The sequence below is a fragment of the Paenibacillus sp. Mc5Re-14 genome (assembly GCF_001049835.1).
GTDB lineage: Bacteria > Bacillota > Bacilli > Paenibacillales > Paenibacillaceae > Paenibacillus > Paenibacillus polymyxa_C.
Genome location: NZ_CVPD01000001.1, coordinates 3,785,703 through 3,801,202, shown reverse-complemented (window position 1 = coordinate 3,801,202; position 15,500 = coordinate 3,785,703). Strand labels below are relative to the sequence as shown.

At 44.4% G+C, this 15,500-nt stretch carries 12 protein-coding genes and 1 riboswitch; of the genes, 9 read left to right on the top strand and 3 right to left on the bottom strand.

What is annotated here, in order from left to right; all coding sequences use genetic code 11:
* Positions 1 to 8: 8 nt before the first annotated feature.
* From BN1546_RS17280 to BN1546_RS17270, 3 genes are all read left to right on the top strand, one after another.
* Complete coding sequence (locus tag BN1546_RS17280; RefSeq protein ID WP_025678484.1) at positions 9 to 884, top strand: carbohydrate ABC transporter permease; 876 nt, start codon at positions 9 to 11, stop codon at positions 882 to 884.
* Between the two features lie 21 nt (positions 885 to 905).
* Positions 906 to 1,733 (top strand): carbohydrate ABC transporter permease, encoded by an 828-nt coding sequence (locus tag BN1546_RS17275; RefSeq protein WP_040103042.1) that lies wholly within the window; start codon positions 906 to 908, stop codon positions 1,731 to 1,733.
* 147 nt (positions 1,734 to 1,880) lie between these two features.
* Positions 1,881 to 3,053 (top strand): iron-containing alcohol dehydrogenase, encoded by a 1,173-nt coding sequence (locus tag BN1546_RS17270; RefSeq protein ID WP_090738413.1) that lies wholly within the window; start codon positions 1,881 to 1,883, stop codon positions 3,051 to 3,053.
* Positions 3,054 to 3,110: 57 nt separating this feature from the next.
* On the opposite strand, the gene BN1546_RS17265 is transcribed toward BN1546_RS17270, so the two are convergent.
* Together BN1546_RS17265 and BN1546_RS17260 are read right to left on the bottom strand one after the other, a co-directional pair.
* Positions 3,111 to 4,529 (bottom strand): alanine/glycine:cation symporter family protein, encoded by a 1,419-nt coding sequence (locus tag BN1546_RS17265; protein ID WP_016324662.1) that lies wholly within the window; start codon positions 4,527 to 4,529, stop codon positions 3,111 to 3,113.
* Between the two features lie 146 nt (positions 4,530 to 4,675).
* A riboswitch (glycine riboswitch) is annotated at positions 4,676 to 4,771 on the bottom strand.
* Positions 4,772 to 5,034: 263 nt separating this feature from the next.
* Positions 5,035 to 6,492: a glycoside hydrolase family 1 protein gene (locus BN1546_RS17260; RefSeq protein WP_013372717.1), complete on the bottom strand. Its 1,458-nt coding sequence runs from the start codon at positions 6,490 to 6,492 to the stop codon at positions 5,035 to 5,037.
* Between the two features lie 209 nt (positions 6,493 to 6,701).
* Between BN1546_RS17260 and BN1546_RS17255 the strand changes: the two genes are divergently transcribed.
* The 5 genes from BN1546_RS17255 (at position 6,702) to BN1546_RS17235 (ending at position 13,071) form a co-directional block, all read left to right on the top strand.
* Positions 6,702 to 7,673 (top strand): LacI family DNA-binding transcriptional regulator, encoded by a 972-nt coding sequence (locus BN1546_RS17255; RefSeq protein WP_090738412.1) that lies wholly within the window; start codon positions 6,702 to 6,704, stop codon positions 7,671 to 7,673.
* A 233-nt stretch (positions 7,674 to 7,906) separates the two neighbouring features.
* Positions 7,907 to 8,755, top strand: a complete 849-nt coding sequence (gene licT / locus BN1546_RS17250; protein WP_016818607.1) for a BglG family transcription antiterminator LicT — start codon at positions 7,907 to 7,909, stop codon at positions 8,753 to 8,755.
* Between the two features lie 225 nt (positions 8,756 to 8,980).
* A complete protein-coding gene (locus BN1546_RS17245; RefSeq protein ID WP_090738411.1) occupies positions 8,981 to 10,837 on the top strand; it encodes a beta-glucoside-specific PTS transporter subunit IIABC in 1,857 nt (618 codons plus the stop codon).
* A gap of 156 nt (positions 10,838 to 10,993) precedes the next feature.
* Positions 10,994 to 12,354 (top strand): IS1182 family transposase gene (locus BN1546_RS17240; RefSeq protein ID WP_090737972.1). Its coding sequence is split into 2 segments (ribosomal slippage): positions 10,994 to 11,561 and positions 11,561 to 12,354, totalling 1,362 coding nucleotides; the frame shifts between segments, so codons are not numbered across the junction.
* Between the two features lie 201 nt (positions 12,355 to 12,555).
* Positions 12,556 to 13,071: a thioredoxin family protein gene (locus tag BN1546_RS17235; protein WP_090738410.1), complete on the top strand. Its 516-nt coding sequence runs from the start codon at positions 12,556 to 12,558 to the stop codon at positions 13,069 to 13,071.
* Positions 13,072 to 13,267: 196 nt separating this feature from the next.
* Here the strand turns inward: BN1546_RS17235 and BN1546_RS17230 are convergent, their stop codons facing one another.
* A complete protein-coding gene (locus BN1546_RS17230) occupies positions 13,268 to 14,623 on the bottom strand; it encodes a sugar phosphate nucleotidyltransferase (RefSeq protein WP_013372722.1) in 1,356 nt (451 codons plus the stop codon).
* Between the two features lie 161 nt (positions 14,624 to 14,784).
* On the opposite strand from BN1546_RS17230, the gene BN1546_RS17225 reads away from it, so the two are divergent.
* On the top strand, positions 14,785 to 15,480 hold the full coding sequence (locus BN1546_RS17225; RefSeq protein ID WP_013372723.1) for a response regulator transcription factor: 696 nt from the start codon (positions 14,785 to 14,787) through the stop codon (positions 15,478 to 15,480).
* The last annotated feature ends 20 nt before the right edge of the window (positions 15,481 to 15,500 follow it).

The window sequence follows — 15,500 nt, the reverse complement described above, 5'->3', positions numbered from 1 at the left end:
TGGACAATATGCTGAGAGAAATCTGGAAGCACCGGGCCGTATATGTTGCGATCTCGCCATTTTATCTGCTGTTTGCCATCTTTGGCTTGTTTCCGATTGGTTTTTCATTGTACCTGGCGTTTCACAAATGGGACGGGATCGGAAACATGACCTATAACGGTTGGGGTAACTTTCGTTACCTTGTGACAGACACCGAATTTTGGCAGGCTGTAGGCAATACGTTTGTGATCTGGGTGTATGCCACGATTCCAATGCTACTTCTAGCCCTTATTGTTGCCTTTCTGCTTTATGCCCCTTTTGTGAAATTGCGCACCTTATGGCGAGTTGGATTCTTCCTGCCCAATGTGACGTCTATTGTTGCTGTTGCCATCATCTTCGGCGCCTTATTTGCCAACAATTTTGGATTTCTCAACTATCTTCTGCAGCTTTTGGGGCTACCTATGATCCAATGGCTCAATGTGCCGTGGGGTATCCAAATCGCCATTTCTTCCATGGTCGTCTGGAGATGGATGGGCTACAACGCCATCATCTATCTGGCTGGACTCCAGAGTATTCCGCATGTGCTGTATGAGGCCGCCAAAATAGACGGCGCAACCGGAGCACAGGCTTTTTTCCGCATCACCATTCCCATGTTGCGTCCAGTCATTTTGTTTACGGTCATTACGTCCACCATCGGCGGTATGCAGCTCTTCACTGAGCCACAGGTTCTGGTCGGTAATGACGGCGGTTCCGGGGCAAGTGGCATGACCATCGTTTTATACCTGTACCGCGAGTCGTTCATCAACAACTATTTTGGATATGGTGCTGCCGTCGGATGGGGTATGTTTCTCATCATTGCCGTATTCTCCATCATCAATTGGAAACTCGTTCAAGGTAAAAAATAACGATGGAAGGAGCGTCACAACATGATGCAGACACGTGCAAAATCCATTGTTCTATATGCCGGGCTGTTGGTGGGGATCATCCTGTCGATGTTTCCGTTTTACTGGCTGATCGTCATGGCGACCCGTACAACCTCAGACATCTATCGTTTTCCGCCACAATTGTGGTTCGGTAGCCACTTCCTGGATAACATAACGAGAGTATTGCAGCAGATTGATTTTGCTGGAGCTTTTTTTAATACCCTTTTTGTAGCCAGTTCTGTTACCCTATTGGTGCTGTTTTTTGATTCACTGGCTGGTTTTGCATTCGCCAAGTTTGATTTTCCGGGCAAAAAGGGGCTATTCGTCATACTGCTAGCTACAATGATGGTCCCTTCACAACTTTCGCTCGTCCCCTCCTTTGTCATGATGGCTTCCTTTGGATGGGTAGGTACGTTCAAAGCGCTCATCATCCCAGGTATGGTAAATGCTTTCGGCATTTTCTGGATCCGCCAGTATGCAGAAGAATCCATTCCCAAAGAGTTGCTGGATGCGGGGCGTATGGACGGGTGCAGCTTTTTTCGGCTGTACTGGAATGTAGCACTGCCGATTTTAAGACCTGCGTTCGCTTTTCTCGGCGCATTTACCTTTATAGGAGCTTGGAATGATTACTTATGGCCGTTAATCGTTTTAACGGATGAGCGCAAATTTACGCTCCAGATTGCATTGTCCCAGTTGAACGGGATTTACAATACGGACTATGCGATGGTCATTGCTGGCACCCTGCTGGCTGTACTCCCTCTTATTATTTTGTTTCTTTTTATCAGCCGCCAGTTTATTTCCGATCTTGCCGCTGGAGCGATCAAAGATTAGCTTCACTTGATTCCCCTTATTCTTTTCATATATAATTGTTAATCGTCATTTCAAATATCTTACATGGCCAAGTCAGATATTAACGAGCTAGTCAAGATAAGAGATTACAATTTGAACATGAACTATGAACCGAGGGGAACCTTCCAGATGAACAAATTCACATATTATAATCCCACCAAATTAATTTTTGGAGACAATCAAATTGAACAATTGCAGCAAGAGCTGTTGAATTACGGCAAAAACATTTTGCTGGTATATGGAGGCGGAAGTGTCAAGCGAAATGGTTTGTATGACCAGGTATTAAACGCGTTAGAGCCTCTGCACCTCTACATTCATGAATTGTCGGGCGTTGAACCCAATCCGCGCTTGTCTACCGTTAAGAGGGGCATCGAGATTTGCCGAAATGAAAAGATAGACTTCCTGCTTGCAGTTGGCGGCGGAAGCGTTATTGATTGCACCAAAGCCATCGCAGCAGGGGCTGAATATGACGGCGATGTGTGGGATATTATCAACAAAAAACATATGCCTACCCAGGCTTTGCCCTTCGGTACCATCCTTACACTCGCCGCCACGGGTTCGGAAATGAATCCGGATTCTGTCATCACCAGCTGGGAAACGAACGAGAAATACGTGTGGGGCAGCGCGGTGACGCATCCTAAATTCTCCATCTTGGACCCGAAAAACACCTTTTCTGTGCCACGTGATCAGACGGTTTATGGCATGGTGGATATGATGAGCCACGTCTTTGAACAGTACTTTCACAATGTTAAAAATACACCGCTGCAAGATCGTATGTGCTTTTCCGTGCTGCAAACCGTGATTGAAACGGCACCTAAGCTGCTGGAGGATTTGCACAACTATGAGCATCGCGAAACGATATTATATGCTGGGACGATTGCCCTGAACGGTACGCTGCAAATGGGCTACTTCGGGGATTGGGCTTCGCATACCATTGAACATGCACTATCTGCTGTATATGATATTCCTCATGCTGGCGGTCTAGCGATTCTGTTTCCCAACTGGATGAGACATACAGTGGATCAGGATGCTGCACGCATGAAGCGGCTGATGCTCAGTATGTTCGACTTGGACACTGTAGGTAAAACTGACAGAGAAATTGCCTTGGAAGGTATTGACCGTCTAAGTGCGTTCTGGACAAGTCTTGGTGCCCCTTCTACCCTGGCCGATTACAACATTAATGATGAAGAATTGGAAAACATCGCAAGCATTGCGGCCCGTGAAATGGAGTACGGAGGTTTCGGTAATTATCAAAAGCTGAAACAGGAAGATATTTTAGCTATTTTGCGTGCATCGTTATAACAATTAAAAGGGAGTGTCCTCAAGCCTGTGATGGCTGAGAGCACTCCCTTTTATTATTTATGAATTGATCGTTTGTCCTTTTTCTTCTACTTGGATAGCCGCCCCTACATTGGCACCTGCAAGAATGCCCTTTTTCTTATTAGGATACAAAGAGTTCATATAAGTGCGAGTTTCGGCAACGACAATTCCCGACAAGCCGAGCAATGCAATCAGGTTCGGAAAAGCCATCATTGCGTTAAAAATATCTGCCAGCAGCCAGATGGCATCGAGCTTGATGAACGCGCCTCCGGCAACCAGTATGATGAACAGATAACGGTATGGTTTAATCCACTTGACCCCAAGCAAATATTCAACACAGCGTTCCCCGTAGTAGTTCCAGCCAAGTATCGTTGTGAACGCAAATAAAATAAGGCTAATCGTCACGAGCTCTGCTCCAGCCGGAAAGGCACTGGAAAACGCATGTTGAGTCATCAGACCTCCATCATCATTTCCACTCCATATTCCCGTAACCAGCAATGTAAATCCTGTCAAATTACAAATAATCATCGTATCGATAAAAACGCCCGTCATGGATATTAGTCCTTGTTCTGCGGGCCATTTCGTCTTAGCTGCTGCTGCTGCGATTGGCGCACTTCCCAAACCAGCTTCATTTGCAAAGATCCCTCTGGCAACTCCGCTTCGCATCGCCAGCATAATCGTGGCTCCGGCAAATCCACCCGTCGCAGATGTTGTCGAGAAAGCCCCTTGTAATACTAGTGCGATCGCATGAGGAAGCTCTCCTGCAAACTTAATGAGTACGATTAAACAAACCACGATATAGAGCCCCGACATGAATGGAACAATCTTTGTGGATACCTTGGCGATACTTTTGAGTCCTCCAATCGTAACAACAGCCGTCAACACGGAAATAATGATTGCTGTAACTACTGTTGGCACGCCAAAACTACTTTCCGTAGAAGAAACGATAGCCTTTACTTGCGGAAAAGTACCGATTCCAAATAGTGCTACAAGAATACCAGAAAAGGCAAACAACATCGCCAGCGGCTTGAAACGGCGGCCAAGCCCGTTTTCAATATAATACATCGGTCCACCCGAAAATTGTCCGTTCCGGTCTTTAACACGGTATTTAACGGATAATAACCCTTCCGCATATTTGGTTGCCATCCCGAAAAAAGCTGCAACCAGCATCCAGAATAATGAACCGGGCCCACCCAGTTTGATCGCTGTTGCGACACCGACGATACTTCCCGTACCTACAGTAGCTGCGAGTGCCGTACTCAATGCTCCAAAGCTACTGACATCCCCGCTGCCTTCGTCCGGCGCTTTACCAATTAGCTTGAGCGCTAAGGGCAATCGAATAATCTGAAGCATCTTCAGACGAATCGTTAGCCACAACCCAGTGCCCATGACGAGAATTAGAAGCGGCGCTCCCCACATCCAACTGTCAATTGTTTCTAATAAATGTACCAAATTCATTTCAACCCGCTCCTCCAGCATATTAAAAAACAAAAAAGAGTCAAATCCGTTGATTCGACTCCTGGAGAGGTTAAAGGCACGAAAAATAAACCAATTTGTACAGGATTTTATCTCTAAAAAGCCTAGAGTATTCCCTGTCACAGGTTATTCGCGTCTCTGTCCTTTTGCCTGAGAGTTTAAGCAGATGATAATCTGCGGTGCACCTTCGGCGCCCAATTAAGGGTCTCTCCAGAGTTCTGTCCGTTTACGGTCCCTGCTTGTTGCTGTAAATCAGCTTAAGCACCTGAGAGTTTTGCCCCTTCGGTCGGAACTTTCGTTCCATCTCCCGCAAACATCAACCAGACATATGAAATTTTTATTTATTATACAGAAAACTTTCAGCGTATTACAAGTGAAAAATTTGTGAAGCCCTCTGACGAATCAATAGGGTGTCTATACAAAAAGCGGGTACAGCAGATTGCATCCTAAGGATTTTCTCTGCTGTACCCGCCAAAACGATATAGAATTACAATTCTTCACCATTGGTTGCTATCACATTTTTATACCAGTTAAATGAGTCCTTTTTGGAGCGTTGGAGCGTTCCGTTACCGTCATCATCCAGATCAACGTAAATAAATCCGTAGCGCTTGGACATTTCGGAAGTAGACATGCTCACAAGGTCGATAGGACCCCAGCTGGTGTAACCAATCAGATCAACACCGTCAGCAATGGCTTCCTTCATTTGGGCAATATGCTGACGCAAGTAATCAATGCGATACGTGTCATGCACAGAGCCGTCCTCTTCTACCTTATCGTACGCACCCAGGCCATTTTCCACGATGAACAGCGGCTTTTGGTAACGGTCATAAAACGTATTTAGTGTAACACGCAGGCCGATCGGATCAATCTGCCATCCCCAATCGGAGGACTGCAAATACGGATTTTTCACACCGCCAATCAGGTTCCCTGCTGCCTTTTCTCCTTCTGGACCTGCCGATACGGTCAAGGTCATGTAGTAGCTAAATGAGATAAAATCAACCGTATTATTTTTCAAAATTTCAGCATCGCCGGGTTCTGTCTGGATCACAATATTATTTTCTTCAAAATAGCGGTTCATATAGTTGGGATACTCCCCACGAGCATGCACATCCGTAAAGAACAGATTCATTTGATTTTCATGCTGTGCTTTCAGAATATCCTCTGGGTTACACGTATGTGGGTAGCTTTCAATGCGAGCCAGCATACAGCCGATCTGAGCACCCGGAATGATCTCATGTCCCCGTTTGGTCGCCAGTGCACTTGCTACAAATTGATGGTGCAATGCTTGATATATCGCTTGTTGCTTGTTTTCTACACGGTCAATAACCACACCGCCGCCAGTAAACGGACTCATAGTCATGACATTGATTTCGTTAAAGGTCAGCCAGTATTTTACTTTATCCTTATAGCGTGTAAATACCGTTTCGGCATATTTTACGTAATGATCTACGACTTCGCGTCCCAACCAGCCATTATACTTCTGTGTCAGACCTAGCGGTGTTTCATAATGTGACAATGTTACCAACGGCTCAATACCATACTTGCGCAGCTCATCGAATACATTGTCGTAAAATTGCAATCCTGCTTCATTCGGCTCGGCATCATATCCATTCGGGAAAATCCGCGACCAGTGGATGGACATCCGGAATACTTTAAAGCCCATTTCTGCAAACAAAGCAATATCTTCTTTGTAGCGGTGGTAGAAGTCCACTCCTTCACGCTTTGGAAAACGGGCGTTTACCTTCCCTGCCAAGATGTCCTCCAGTCGTTCAGACGAAATTTCTATAGCATGATCGTTTTTACGTTCTGCCTTAGGTACATAGGCTATCATGTCTGCGCTGGACAGGCCTTTTCCATCTACGTCAAAAGCACCTTCCAATTGGTTGGCTGCAGTTGCCCCGCCCCATAGGAAGTTTTGCGGGAATCCTTTTAGCGTCTTCGTCATGGTATGAAAACCTCTTTTCTTATCTAATGTTTTCACTCTAGTCAATAACCCATCAGGTGCTGCAATGCGAATCAATAACTAACGGTGACCGTTATCCTTTGAAATGCACCGATAGATGCTTTAAAATAGACGTAATGCCCTCATAAGCATCCTAATTGTTGTAACGCGTTTCATGTCAAGTATTTTTTTCTTAGGTGAGGAGAAGCATCATGTCGAATCTTGATCAAATTGCAAAACTGGCGGGCTTTTCCAAAGCTACGGTATCCAGAGTGTTAAATCAGTCCCCCCATGTAAGCCACGAAACCAGAACTAAAATTTTAAAAATCATGCAGGAATTAGATTATGTTCCTAATCGGAATGCGATTTCTTTATCCAAGGGCCAAACGCTTCAGATTGGTATCATCACATCAACTATTAATGAAATTGTTCTGGCATTTCTGGACAGCTTTGTAGAAATCGCAGGACAATATGAATTTCAAACCATTATTTATACTTCGGGAGAAGACAAAAAGAAAGAGCTTCAAGCTTTCGAGGATTTAAAAAGAAAAAGAGTCGATGCGCTGGTCATCATTTCCTGCGTGAATGACACTGATTTTTTGAGTACTTATTGCAAATATGGACCGATCGTGGCATGGCAACGAATGGAGCATACCGATATTCGCTCCGTCGCAATGGATCAGTATGAAGGATATATGTTAGCGCTCAAACATTTGATACAAAAAGGTTATACACGTATAGCCAATGCTTTTGGTCGTCCAAGCAGCATCAATACTCACAGCAGACAACGAGCTTATGAGCAGATCATGAGTGAACACAATCTGCCAGTGTTACAGCACTGGAACTATTCTTCTATTTATAACATTCGTGACGGCGAACAGGTCGTGCGCAATTTATTACAGCATCGGGAGGAATTTCCGGAGGCTATTTTGTGTGCTAACGATTATGTAGCAGTGGGCATTCTCTGCGAAGCGCGCAGACAACTGCTGAAGGTACCAGAAGATCTGGCGATTGTTGGGTTTGATAACACGGAGCTGGCGCACACGATGGGAATTACAACGGTTCAAAATCCCATAATGGCTCAGGCACAAAATGCTTTTTTCGTGCTTTCTCCTCAGCTGATTGGACGCCAAATGGAGCTTCATTCACTGGAATACAGCCTCATTGAGCGTACAACCACTTAAGAGCACAGTTGGCTCGCAAACTAGGCAAATGGGCCTTAATATAAAATATTTTTTGTCGAAAGAGAATAAAATATGTTGAAATCGCTTTTTTTTGTGCTACAATAGCACTATATCGAAGGATTGTGACCGGTGATGCGGGCAATGCCTGAGTTCAATTGAGTGCTATTGCTAACAATAGTATTGAATTGTGCTTGGGCATTTTTTATTGGTAAAGGATGGGAGGGGGAACTTCAATGATTATTGAGAAGGTGCTCAATAACAACGTCCTGTTGACTAAAAATGATAAAGGCAAAGAGGTTATCGTCATGGGAAGAGGTATTTCCTTCAAAAAGGTGGCTGGCGACCAAGTCGATGATCATAAAATAGATAAGATTTTCATGTTAAATGAAAACGAGTTCACGGCCAGACTAACTGAGCTGCTGAACGATATTCCCGTGTCTCATCTGGAGGTCGTGAATGAAATCGTGACCCATGCAGCAGAAGTGCTGGATACGGAGTTAAGTGATAACATTTATTTAACATTGACCGACCATATTCATTTTGCCATACAGCGGGAAGAAAAAGGATTAGCACTCAAAAACGCGATGCTGTATGAAATTAAACGCTTTTACAAAAAAGAATTTGCAGTTGGACTGGATGCTCTGCAAAAAATAGAAAATACACTCGGTGTAAAATTGGGCGAAGACGAAGCGGGATTTATTGCATTGCATATGGTGAATGCACGGATCGACGGTAACGAGATGAAGGCTACACTGAAAATGACCGAGATTGTCCAACACATATTGAACATTATTACGTATCATTATGGGATTGTGCTGGATGAGTCTTCTTTTAGCTATTCGAGATTTTTGACCCATTTGCAATATTTTGCAATGCGAGTCATTCGCAAAGAGGTTATTCACAGTGGTGAAGAATTTTTGTACAACCAGGTAAAGCAAACATATACCGAAGCTTTTGCTTGTGCCCAAAAAATTAATGAATATCTAGAAAAAACATATGATCAATATTTAAGCAAGGATGAATATGTATATCTAACGATTCACATTCATCGGGTAACTGAGCGTAATAACATATCAGGCTAAAAACTTCATATCCTCATCGTTCATGGATTGTGACTGGTAAGGCAGGCAAAACCTAAACTGATGGTGAAATCAACGTTCCCTCATAGAAGGAGTGCGTCGTTTTCACCACGAGTTTAGGTTTTTCTTGTTTACAAGGTTATAAAGATGCACGCCGGCGCATCTTAGCAACAGCTGTAAACGGTAAATCCTATCAGTAGCAAGAATAACACTTAAGGAGTTCTGAACATGAGTGATAAAGAGCTATCCAAAAAAATAGTGACTCTCGTTGGCGGCGAAGAGAATGTCAATTCGGTATTCCATTGCGCTACACGCTTGAGATTTAAATTAAAGGATCGCACAAAAGCGGACAAAGCTGCACTGGAAGCAACGCCTGGTGTCATTACAGTGGTGGAAAGCAGCGGACAGTTCCAAGTGGTCATCGGTAACAATGTAGGCCAAGTCTTTGAGCATATGATGGCAGAAACAAATCTGCAGGATGCGGATAATCCATATGCGAAAAAAGAAGAATCTTCCGAAAAAACGAATTTTCTCGGCAAAGCGGTCGATATCATTTCCAGCATTTTCTCCCCTCTCTTGGGTGCTCTTGCCGGAGCAGGTTTGCTCAAAGGAATTATGGCCTTAATTGCGTCGCTTCATTGGATTGATACTGCAAGCGGTACGTATCTCATTCTGAACGCCGCTTCGGACAGCGTATTTTATTTCTTGCCTATATTTCTAGCTATTACATCGTCCCGTAAATTTAAGACCAATGCCTTTGTATCAGTCGCAGTTGCTGGAGCACTCGTGTACCCGGATGTTATTGCAGCGGTGGACAATCCGGCAAAACTGGCTTTTCTCGGGATTCCAATCATTCTGATAAAATACAGTTCCAGTGTAATCCCAATTATTCTCGCGGTATGGGTACAATCCTATGTGGAACGCTGGTTTAATTCCTTTGTTCATCAATCAGTTAAAAACATTATCGTACCTATGCTATCACTGCTGGTCGTTGTTCCATTGACGTTTTTGGCCTTTGGTCCAGTCGGTAACCTGATTAGTCAAGGCTTGGCGAACGGTTTTACATGGGTATACAATTTAAGCCCATTGATCGCCGGGGCTGTTGCTGGGGCATTCTGGCAAGTATTTGTTATTTTCGGCGTACACTGGGGTTTCGTTCCTATTATGCTGTCCAATATTCAAACATTGGGTTATGACACGATGCTTCCAATGCTTACAGCAGCCGTACTTTCTCAAGCTGGTGCAACACTGGGGGTATTCCTGAAATCACGAAATACTCAAATGAAGGCTTTGGCTGGTTCCTCTACACTGGCAGCTGTATTCGGGATTACTGAACCTACGATTTATGGTGTAACTTTGAAATTGAAAAAGCCGTTCATTTATGCTTGTATTTCTGGTGGTATTGGGGGCGCGATTATCGCTTCCGGTGGAGCGACTGCAAAATCCTTCTCCCTGCCTAGTTTACTGGCGCTTCCAACATATTTTGGAGCTGGATTCTTGTGGGTTGTCCTCGGCTTACTTGTTGCCTTTGTACTCGCAGTTGTATTGGTTATGATTTTGGGCTTTGATGATCCAAAAGAAGAAGCTGCAAAAACAGAAACAGCACCCGTAAAAAAAGAAGTAACAATCGAAAAGGAAATCCTCGTAAGTCCGTTGCAAGGTAAAGTGCTGCCATTGGAACAATCTTCTGATGTTGCTTTTGCTTCAGGCGCTATGGGGAAAGGAATCTTGATCGATCCTACAAAGGGTGTGCTGACATCTCCGGTTAACGGAACGATTACGACCGTCTTCCCGACCGGACATGCCATCGGTATTACTTCCAATGACGGAGCAGAAATTCTGATTCACGTTGGTGTTAATACGGTGAAGCTGAAAGGACAATTCTTTGACAAGCGCGTCAAAGAGGGTGATGTGGTGAAGCAAGGGCAGTTATTGCTTGAATTTGATATCGAACAAATTAAGGCGGCAGGCTATACAACGACTACGCCGATCATCGTAACCAATTCCGCTCAATACCTGGATGTACTGAACACCATGGAAACTGAAGTGAAACGTGAGGATTACTTATTGACTGTTGTAGTCTAACGTTTAACTTTCAGACTAAAAGAAGCTTTCCTAATGGAAAGCTTCTCAGGCTGTCGAGAAAGTCTCGACAGCCTATTTTATGTTTATTTTGTTTAAGACGGCACCGCGTTAATGTTGTATAATATAGGTGACTATTGTAGAACGGATGGTGTTGATATGCTACGTTCCAACCGCGAAAAACAACAATCCTACGAATTTGTTTCCATCGAAGATCTGGTTCCTCAAGATCACTTGCTCCGCAAAGTAGATAAGTATATCGATTTTTCGTTTATCGATGATAAAGTTCGACCACTGTATTGTACAGACAACGGGCGTCCTGCCATTGATCCTACCGTGTTGTTTAAAATGATCTTCCTCGGTTATTTCTACGGCATTCGATCGGAACGACAACTCGAGCGAGAAATTCAGACGAACCTGGCTTATCGCTGGTTCCTGGGGCTGGGCTTAACGGATAAGGTTCCGGACCACACCACCATAAGCTGGAATCGTCGCACCCGCTTTAAAAACACCACGATCTTTCAAGATATCTTCGATGAAATTGTGCTGCAGGCGATCTCTCACCGAATGGTGAGCGGACGTGTTCTCGTCACCGATTCCACACACGTCAAAGCCAATGCTAACAGACACCAGTACACCAAAGAACAAGTATTACAGAATACCAAAGACTATATGGACGAGCTGAACGAAGCGGTGAAAGAGGACCGGAAAAACCACGGAAAAAAGCCTTAAAATCCCGAGAGGAAGTGAACGAAGAGAAAGAGATTAAAGTAAGCAAAACAGACCCAGACAGCGGCTATATGATCCGTGATGGCAAGCCCGAAGGCTTCTTTTATCTGGACCACCGTACGGTGGATACGAAGTACAATGTGATTACGGACGTGCATGTGACACCGGGGAATGTACATGATTCCGTCCCCTATTTGTTCCGTTTGGATCGCCAAAGAGAACGTTTTGGTTTTCAAGTAGAAGCTGTTGCACTAGATTCAGGTTATTTAACGACGCCGATTTGCCGAGGTTTGCAAAACCGAAAGATTTTTGCCGTGATTGCTCACCGAAGATTCCATCCCAGACAAGGACTGTTTCCGAAATGGAAGTTTGAATACGATGCCAAACGCAATGTGTATAGATGCCCAGCCCAACAGGAACTGCCCTACCGAACGACGGACCGAAAGGGATACAGACAGTACGCGTCCGATCCAGCTCAGTGCCAGCACTGCCCGTTACTGAGCCAGTGTACCCAGTCTCAGAATCACCGTAAAGTGGTGACTCGCCATGTCTGGGAAGACAGCAAAGAATGGGTACGGAATAACCGGCTGAGCCCATCTGGAAAACGGCTGTACCGCAAACGAAAAGAGACGATTGAGCGAAGCTTCGCGGATGCTAAAGAGCTCCATGGGTTTCGCTATTGCCGTTTGCGCGGACTTCCGAACGTCAGGGAACAAGCCCTCATGACGGCAGCCGTGCAGAACATGAAGAAGATGGCGATTCACCTGGATCGCCTGGCGAAACAGGGGTAATCCCCCGTTTTCCCCAGGTGCCAGACCCATTATTATGTAAAGAAAAAGAAACCCTCGTCTCCAAAGACAGGGTTTCTCGACAATCTGAGAAGCTTTCCTAATGGAAAGCTTCTTTTTTATACATCATGAGACAAGTGTTACAGCGAAAAATGGAAATATCATATATTGTAAGTTTGAGATTGTAAAAAAAGGAGGATTTCTGTGAAAAAAGGATATATCGCCGGGTTAAGTGTCATTGTGTTGCTTATCATTGGTATCGCTATTTCAGCTGTAGTTAAATTTCAAGACCTAGAGCAGGTAGTTCAGCAGAAAGATAAAGAGATCCAAGCGAGCAAAAGCAATTACCCCGAAATATATGACCACTTGAATGCGGTTACAATTGATGGTTTTAAACAATTCATTCAGCAGGATCAAAGTGTATTTGTTTATGTTGGCAGACCCAGTTGTAGCGACTGCAACCGATTTGAGCCTAACTTTAACAAGATGATCGAACAGTATGATCTGGGCTCCAAAATTACGTTTTTGAACGTTCACAAAATTCATAAGGACAAAGCCCAATGGAATAAATTCAAAGCAGATTACAACGTAAAATACACCCCCACGATTGCAGAATTCAGAAACGGCAAACTGGTGGATAAAATAGAATGGACGCCGAAAAGAGACCTCAGTACAGATGCCGTAAAAGAGTGGCTAACCTCCAAAAAACTCATTTTATAAGCCTCTTTCCTATCCAATTCATTAAGAACAATACGAGTTGTTCATGCAAAAAAGGTATTCAAGCGAACAACGCATGAATACCTTTTTATTGAGCATTTCAAGCCATCAAGCTTGATTAAAAAATAGTTCCTAGCGCTCTTCACTGGCTTCAGATGAACCTCGTTCTTACCCGTTCGTTCCTATATTACAGGCACCTTTATACAGTACGAGCATCAATCCAATCGGGAAATTCATATCGGATAATATCCGTTTCGGATACGATATGTCCGATTTGTGACTCAATGAATTCCAAATCTCCCTCTACGGCTCCTATAAAATGCTTGGTACCAGGTTCTACAACGATGACCATACCGGGGCTGACGGTCTGTGTCATCCCATTGATACAGACGCTTCCGGTTCCTGAAACGATGGTCCAAACCTCTTTTCGAAACTGATGCTCATGATAGCTGATAAATCTCCCCTTCGAAATGACAACCCGTTTGGTGACCGTTTGTAACCCGCTTGCTGCTTGTTGATGGGATAAGACCGTTTGCTTACCCCAAAAGCGCTCCTCAAAACGCGGCCCAATTTCAATTTCTGCCACCATATCCTTAATTCCTGTTGATGATTGTCGATCCGTAACCAACACGCCATCCGGTCCAGCAACGACAATAATGTCTGGGACATTCCAGATGCTGACCGGAATCTCCAGTTCATTGATGATATGCGAGTCATGTGATGCTTCTGAAATATATCCGGGACCGCTCAGCTTTGAACTCACTTCCCGCACCAACGAATCCCATGTTCCTAAATCTCTCCATTCTCCATGATATGGGAGCACGGAGAGCTTACGAGTGTGTTCTACTACCGCAATATCAAAGCTGGTTTTAGGCAAGTCTGCGTAATTTGTCGAAAGTGTTTCATAATCGGCTGGTAAACCCATTTGCGTCAGCACATCCAATAAAAATCCGATTCTAAAAGCAAACACTCCGCAATTCCATAACGCTCCTTCACGGATCAATACTTCGGAGCGAATCAGATCAGGCTTTTCTACAAATGAACTCACTCTATAGTATTCCTGGTCAGACAAAGGAGATGAAGGCACAATATATCCATATTTGTCCGAGGGCTCAGTTGGAACAGCCCCCATCAATGCGATATGGCTTCCTGATTGCTCTAATATCGAAGGAAGCCTGCGCAGATGCTCGAAAAATTCATCCCCCGCATAGCCATCCACCGGCATGACCCCTACGATTTCGTCGCGTGATGCGCCTGCAACATCATGCAAGTAAGCCGTAGCCAGGGAAATAGCCGGAAAGGTATCCCGCTGAGTCGGCTCCTCAATCACCACAGCGTCTCCGCCAATTTGCCCCTGAATCAGTTCGATCTGAGTTCCACTCGTAGAAAAATAAGCTTGATCTGCCAAATCAGCTTCATCTAACTGTCTCCATATCCGTTGCAGCATACTTTCCGGTCGCTCGTCATGACGTAGGATGGAAAGAAACTGCTTGGGGCGGTTCACATTGGATAAGGGCCATAGTCGTTTACCCGAACCTCCGGATAATAAAATCATTCGCAAAGATGCAACCTTCTTCCTTTAAATTCATATTTTCCTTACATTATAGGACTGTTTGCTTTTCGTACTTTTGCCGAATACATAAGTATGTAACATCGTAGAACATACATAGTTATGCAATGTTAATTGTATCTTTGTCCGTACAGGAGATGTCTGTCATGCCTACAAAAATACTCATCATTGAAGGTCAAAAAAGTTTGGCTGATATGATTGCTCTTCATCTTCAAGAGGAAGGCTATCATACCGAACTAATCTATGATTGTAAACTCGCAATTCCTACATTAATGCACTTTAAGCCGGACATTATTGTGACCGCGCTAATGTTTTCCGGTAAAGTCGAATGTGAGCTGATCAGCCACATCCGCCAATTTACTACGGTTCCTGTGCTCGTCATCTCTAATAACACCCTGCTGAACACAAGAATAAAGGCTCTAGACGACGGAGCGGATGACTTTTTATGCAAGCCCTTCAGTCTGAGAGAGTTAAACGCCCGCATCAAAGCCTTGCTGCGCCGCAGTGGCAGCAACATGCTCACTGAGACACCAACGATAACCCAAAAGCTTAAAAAGGTAAGAGTCTGGGTGAATGATTACCGTCATAGCCTGTTGGTCGATGACCAGGAAATAGAAGTTACTCACATCGAATTTTCTATTATAAAAGAGATGTCCTGCAATCCAGGGAAAGTTTTTACCCGTAGCGAATTGATGGATCGGGTCAAAGGCGGCGATGGCGCTTATCTGGATCGTACCATCGACGTACATATCTCCAGCCTCCGCAAAAAAATTGAACGTGACCCTAAAAATCCTCAGCATATCCGTACCGTTTGGGGCAGAGGCTACAAATACGAGATGTAGCCGTATAGTAACGGTCTGGT

What these genes read in the sequence shown, in the direction of transcription:
- BN1546_RS17280 (WP_025678484.1), top strand. Translation starts at nt 9, where the DNA reads ATGCTGAGAGAAATCTGGAAGCACCGGGCCGTATATGTTGCGATCTCG.
- BN1546_RS17275 (WP_040103042.1), top strand. Translation starts at nt 906, where the DNA reads ATGATGCAGACACGTGCAAAATCCATTGTTCTATATGCCGGGCTGTTG.
- BN1546_RS17270 (WP_090738413.1), top strand. Translation starts at nt 1,881, where the DNA reads ATGAACAAATTCACATATTATAATCCCACCAAATTAATTTTTGGAGAC.
- BN1546_RS17265 (WP_016324662.1), bottom strand. Translation starts at nt 4,529, where the DNA reads ATGAATTTGGTACATTTATTAGAAACAATTGACAGTTGGATGTGGGGA.
- BN1546_RS17260 (WP_013372717.1), bottom strand. Translation starts at nt 6,492, where the DNA reads ATGACGAAGACGCTAAAAGGATTCCCGCAAAACTTCCTATGGGGCGGG.
- BN1546_RS17255 (WP_090738412.1), top strand. Translation starts at nt 6,702, where the DNA reads ATGTCGAATCTTGATCAAATTGCAAAACTGGCGGGCTTTTCCAAAGCT.
- licT (WP_016818607.1), top strand. Translation starts at nt 7,907, where the DNA reads ATGATTATTGAGAAGGTGCTCAATAACAACGTCCTGTTGACTAAAAAT.
- BN1546_RS17245 (WP_090738411.1), top strand. Translation starts at nt 8,981, where the DNA reads ATGAGTGATAAAGAGCTATCCAAAAAAATAGTGACTCTCGTTGGCGGC.
- BN1546_RS17230 (WP_013372722.1), bottom strand. Translation starts at nt 14,623, where the DNA reads ATGATTTTATTATCCGGAGGTTCGGGTAAACGACTATGGCCCTTATCC.
- BN1546_RS17225 (WP_013372723.1), top strand. Translation starts at nt 14,785, where the DNA reads ATGCCTACAAAAATACTCATCATTGAAGGTCAAAAAAGTTTGGCTGAT.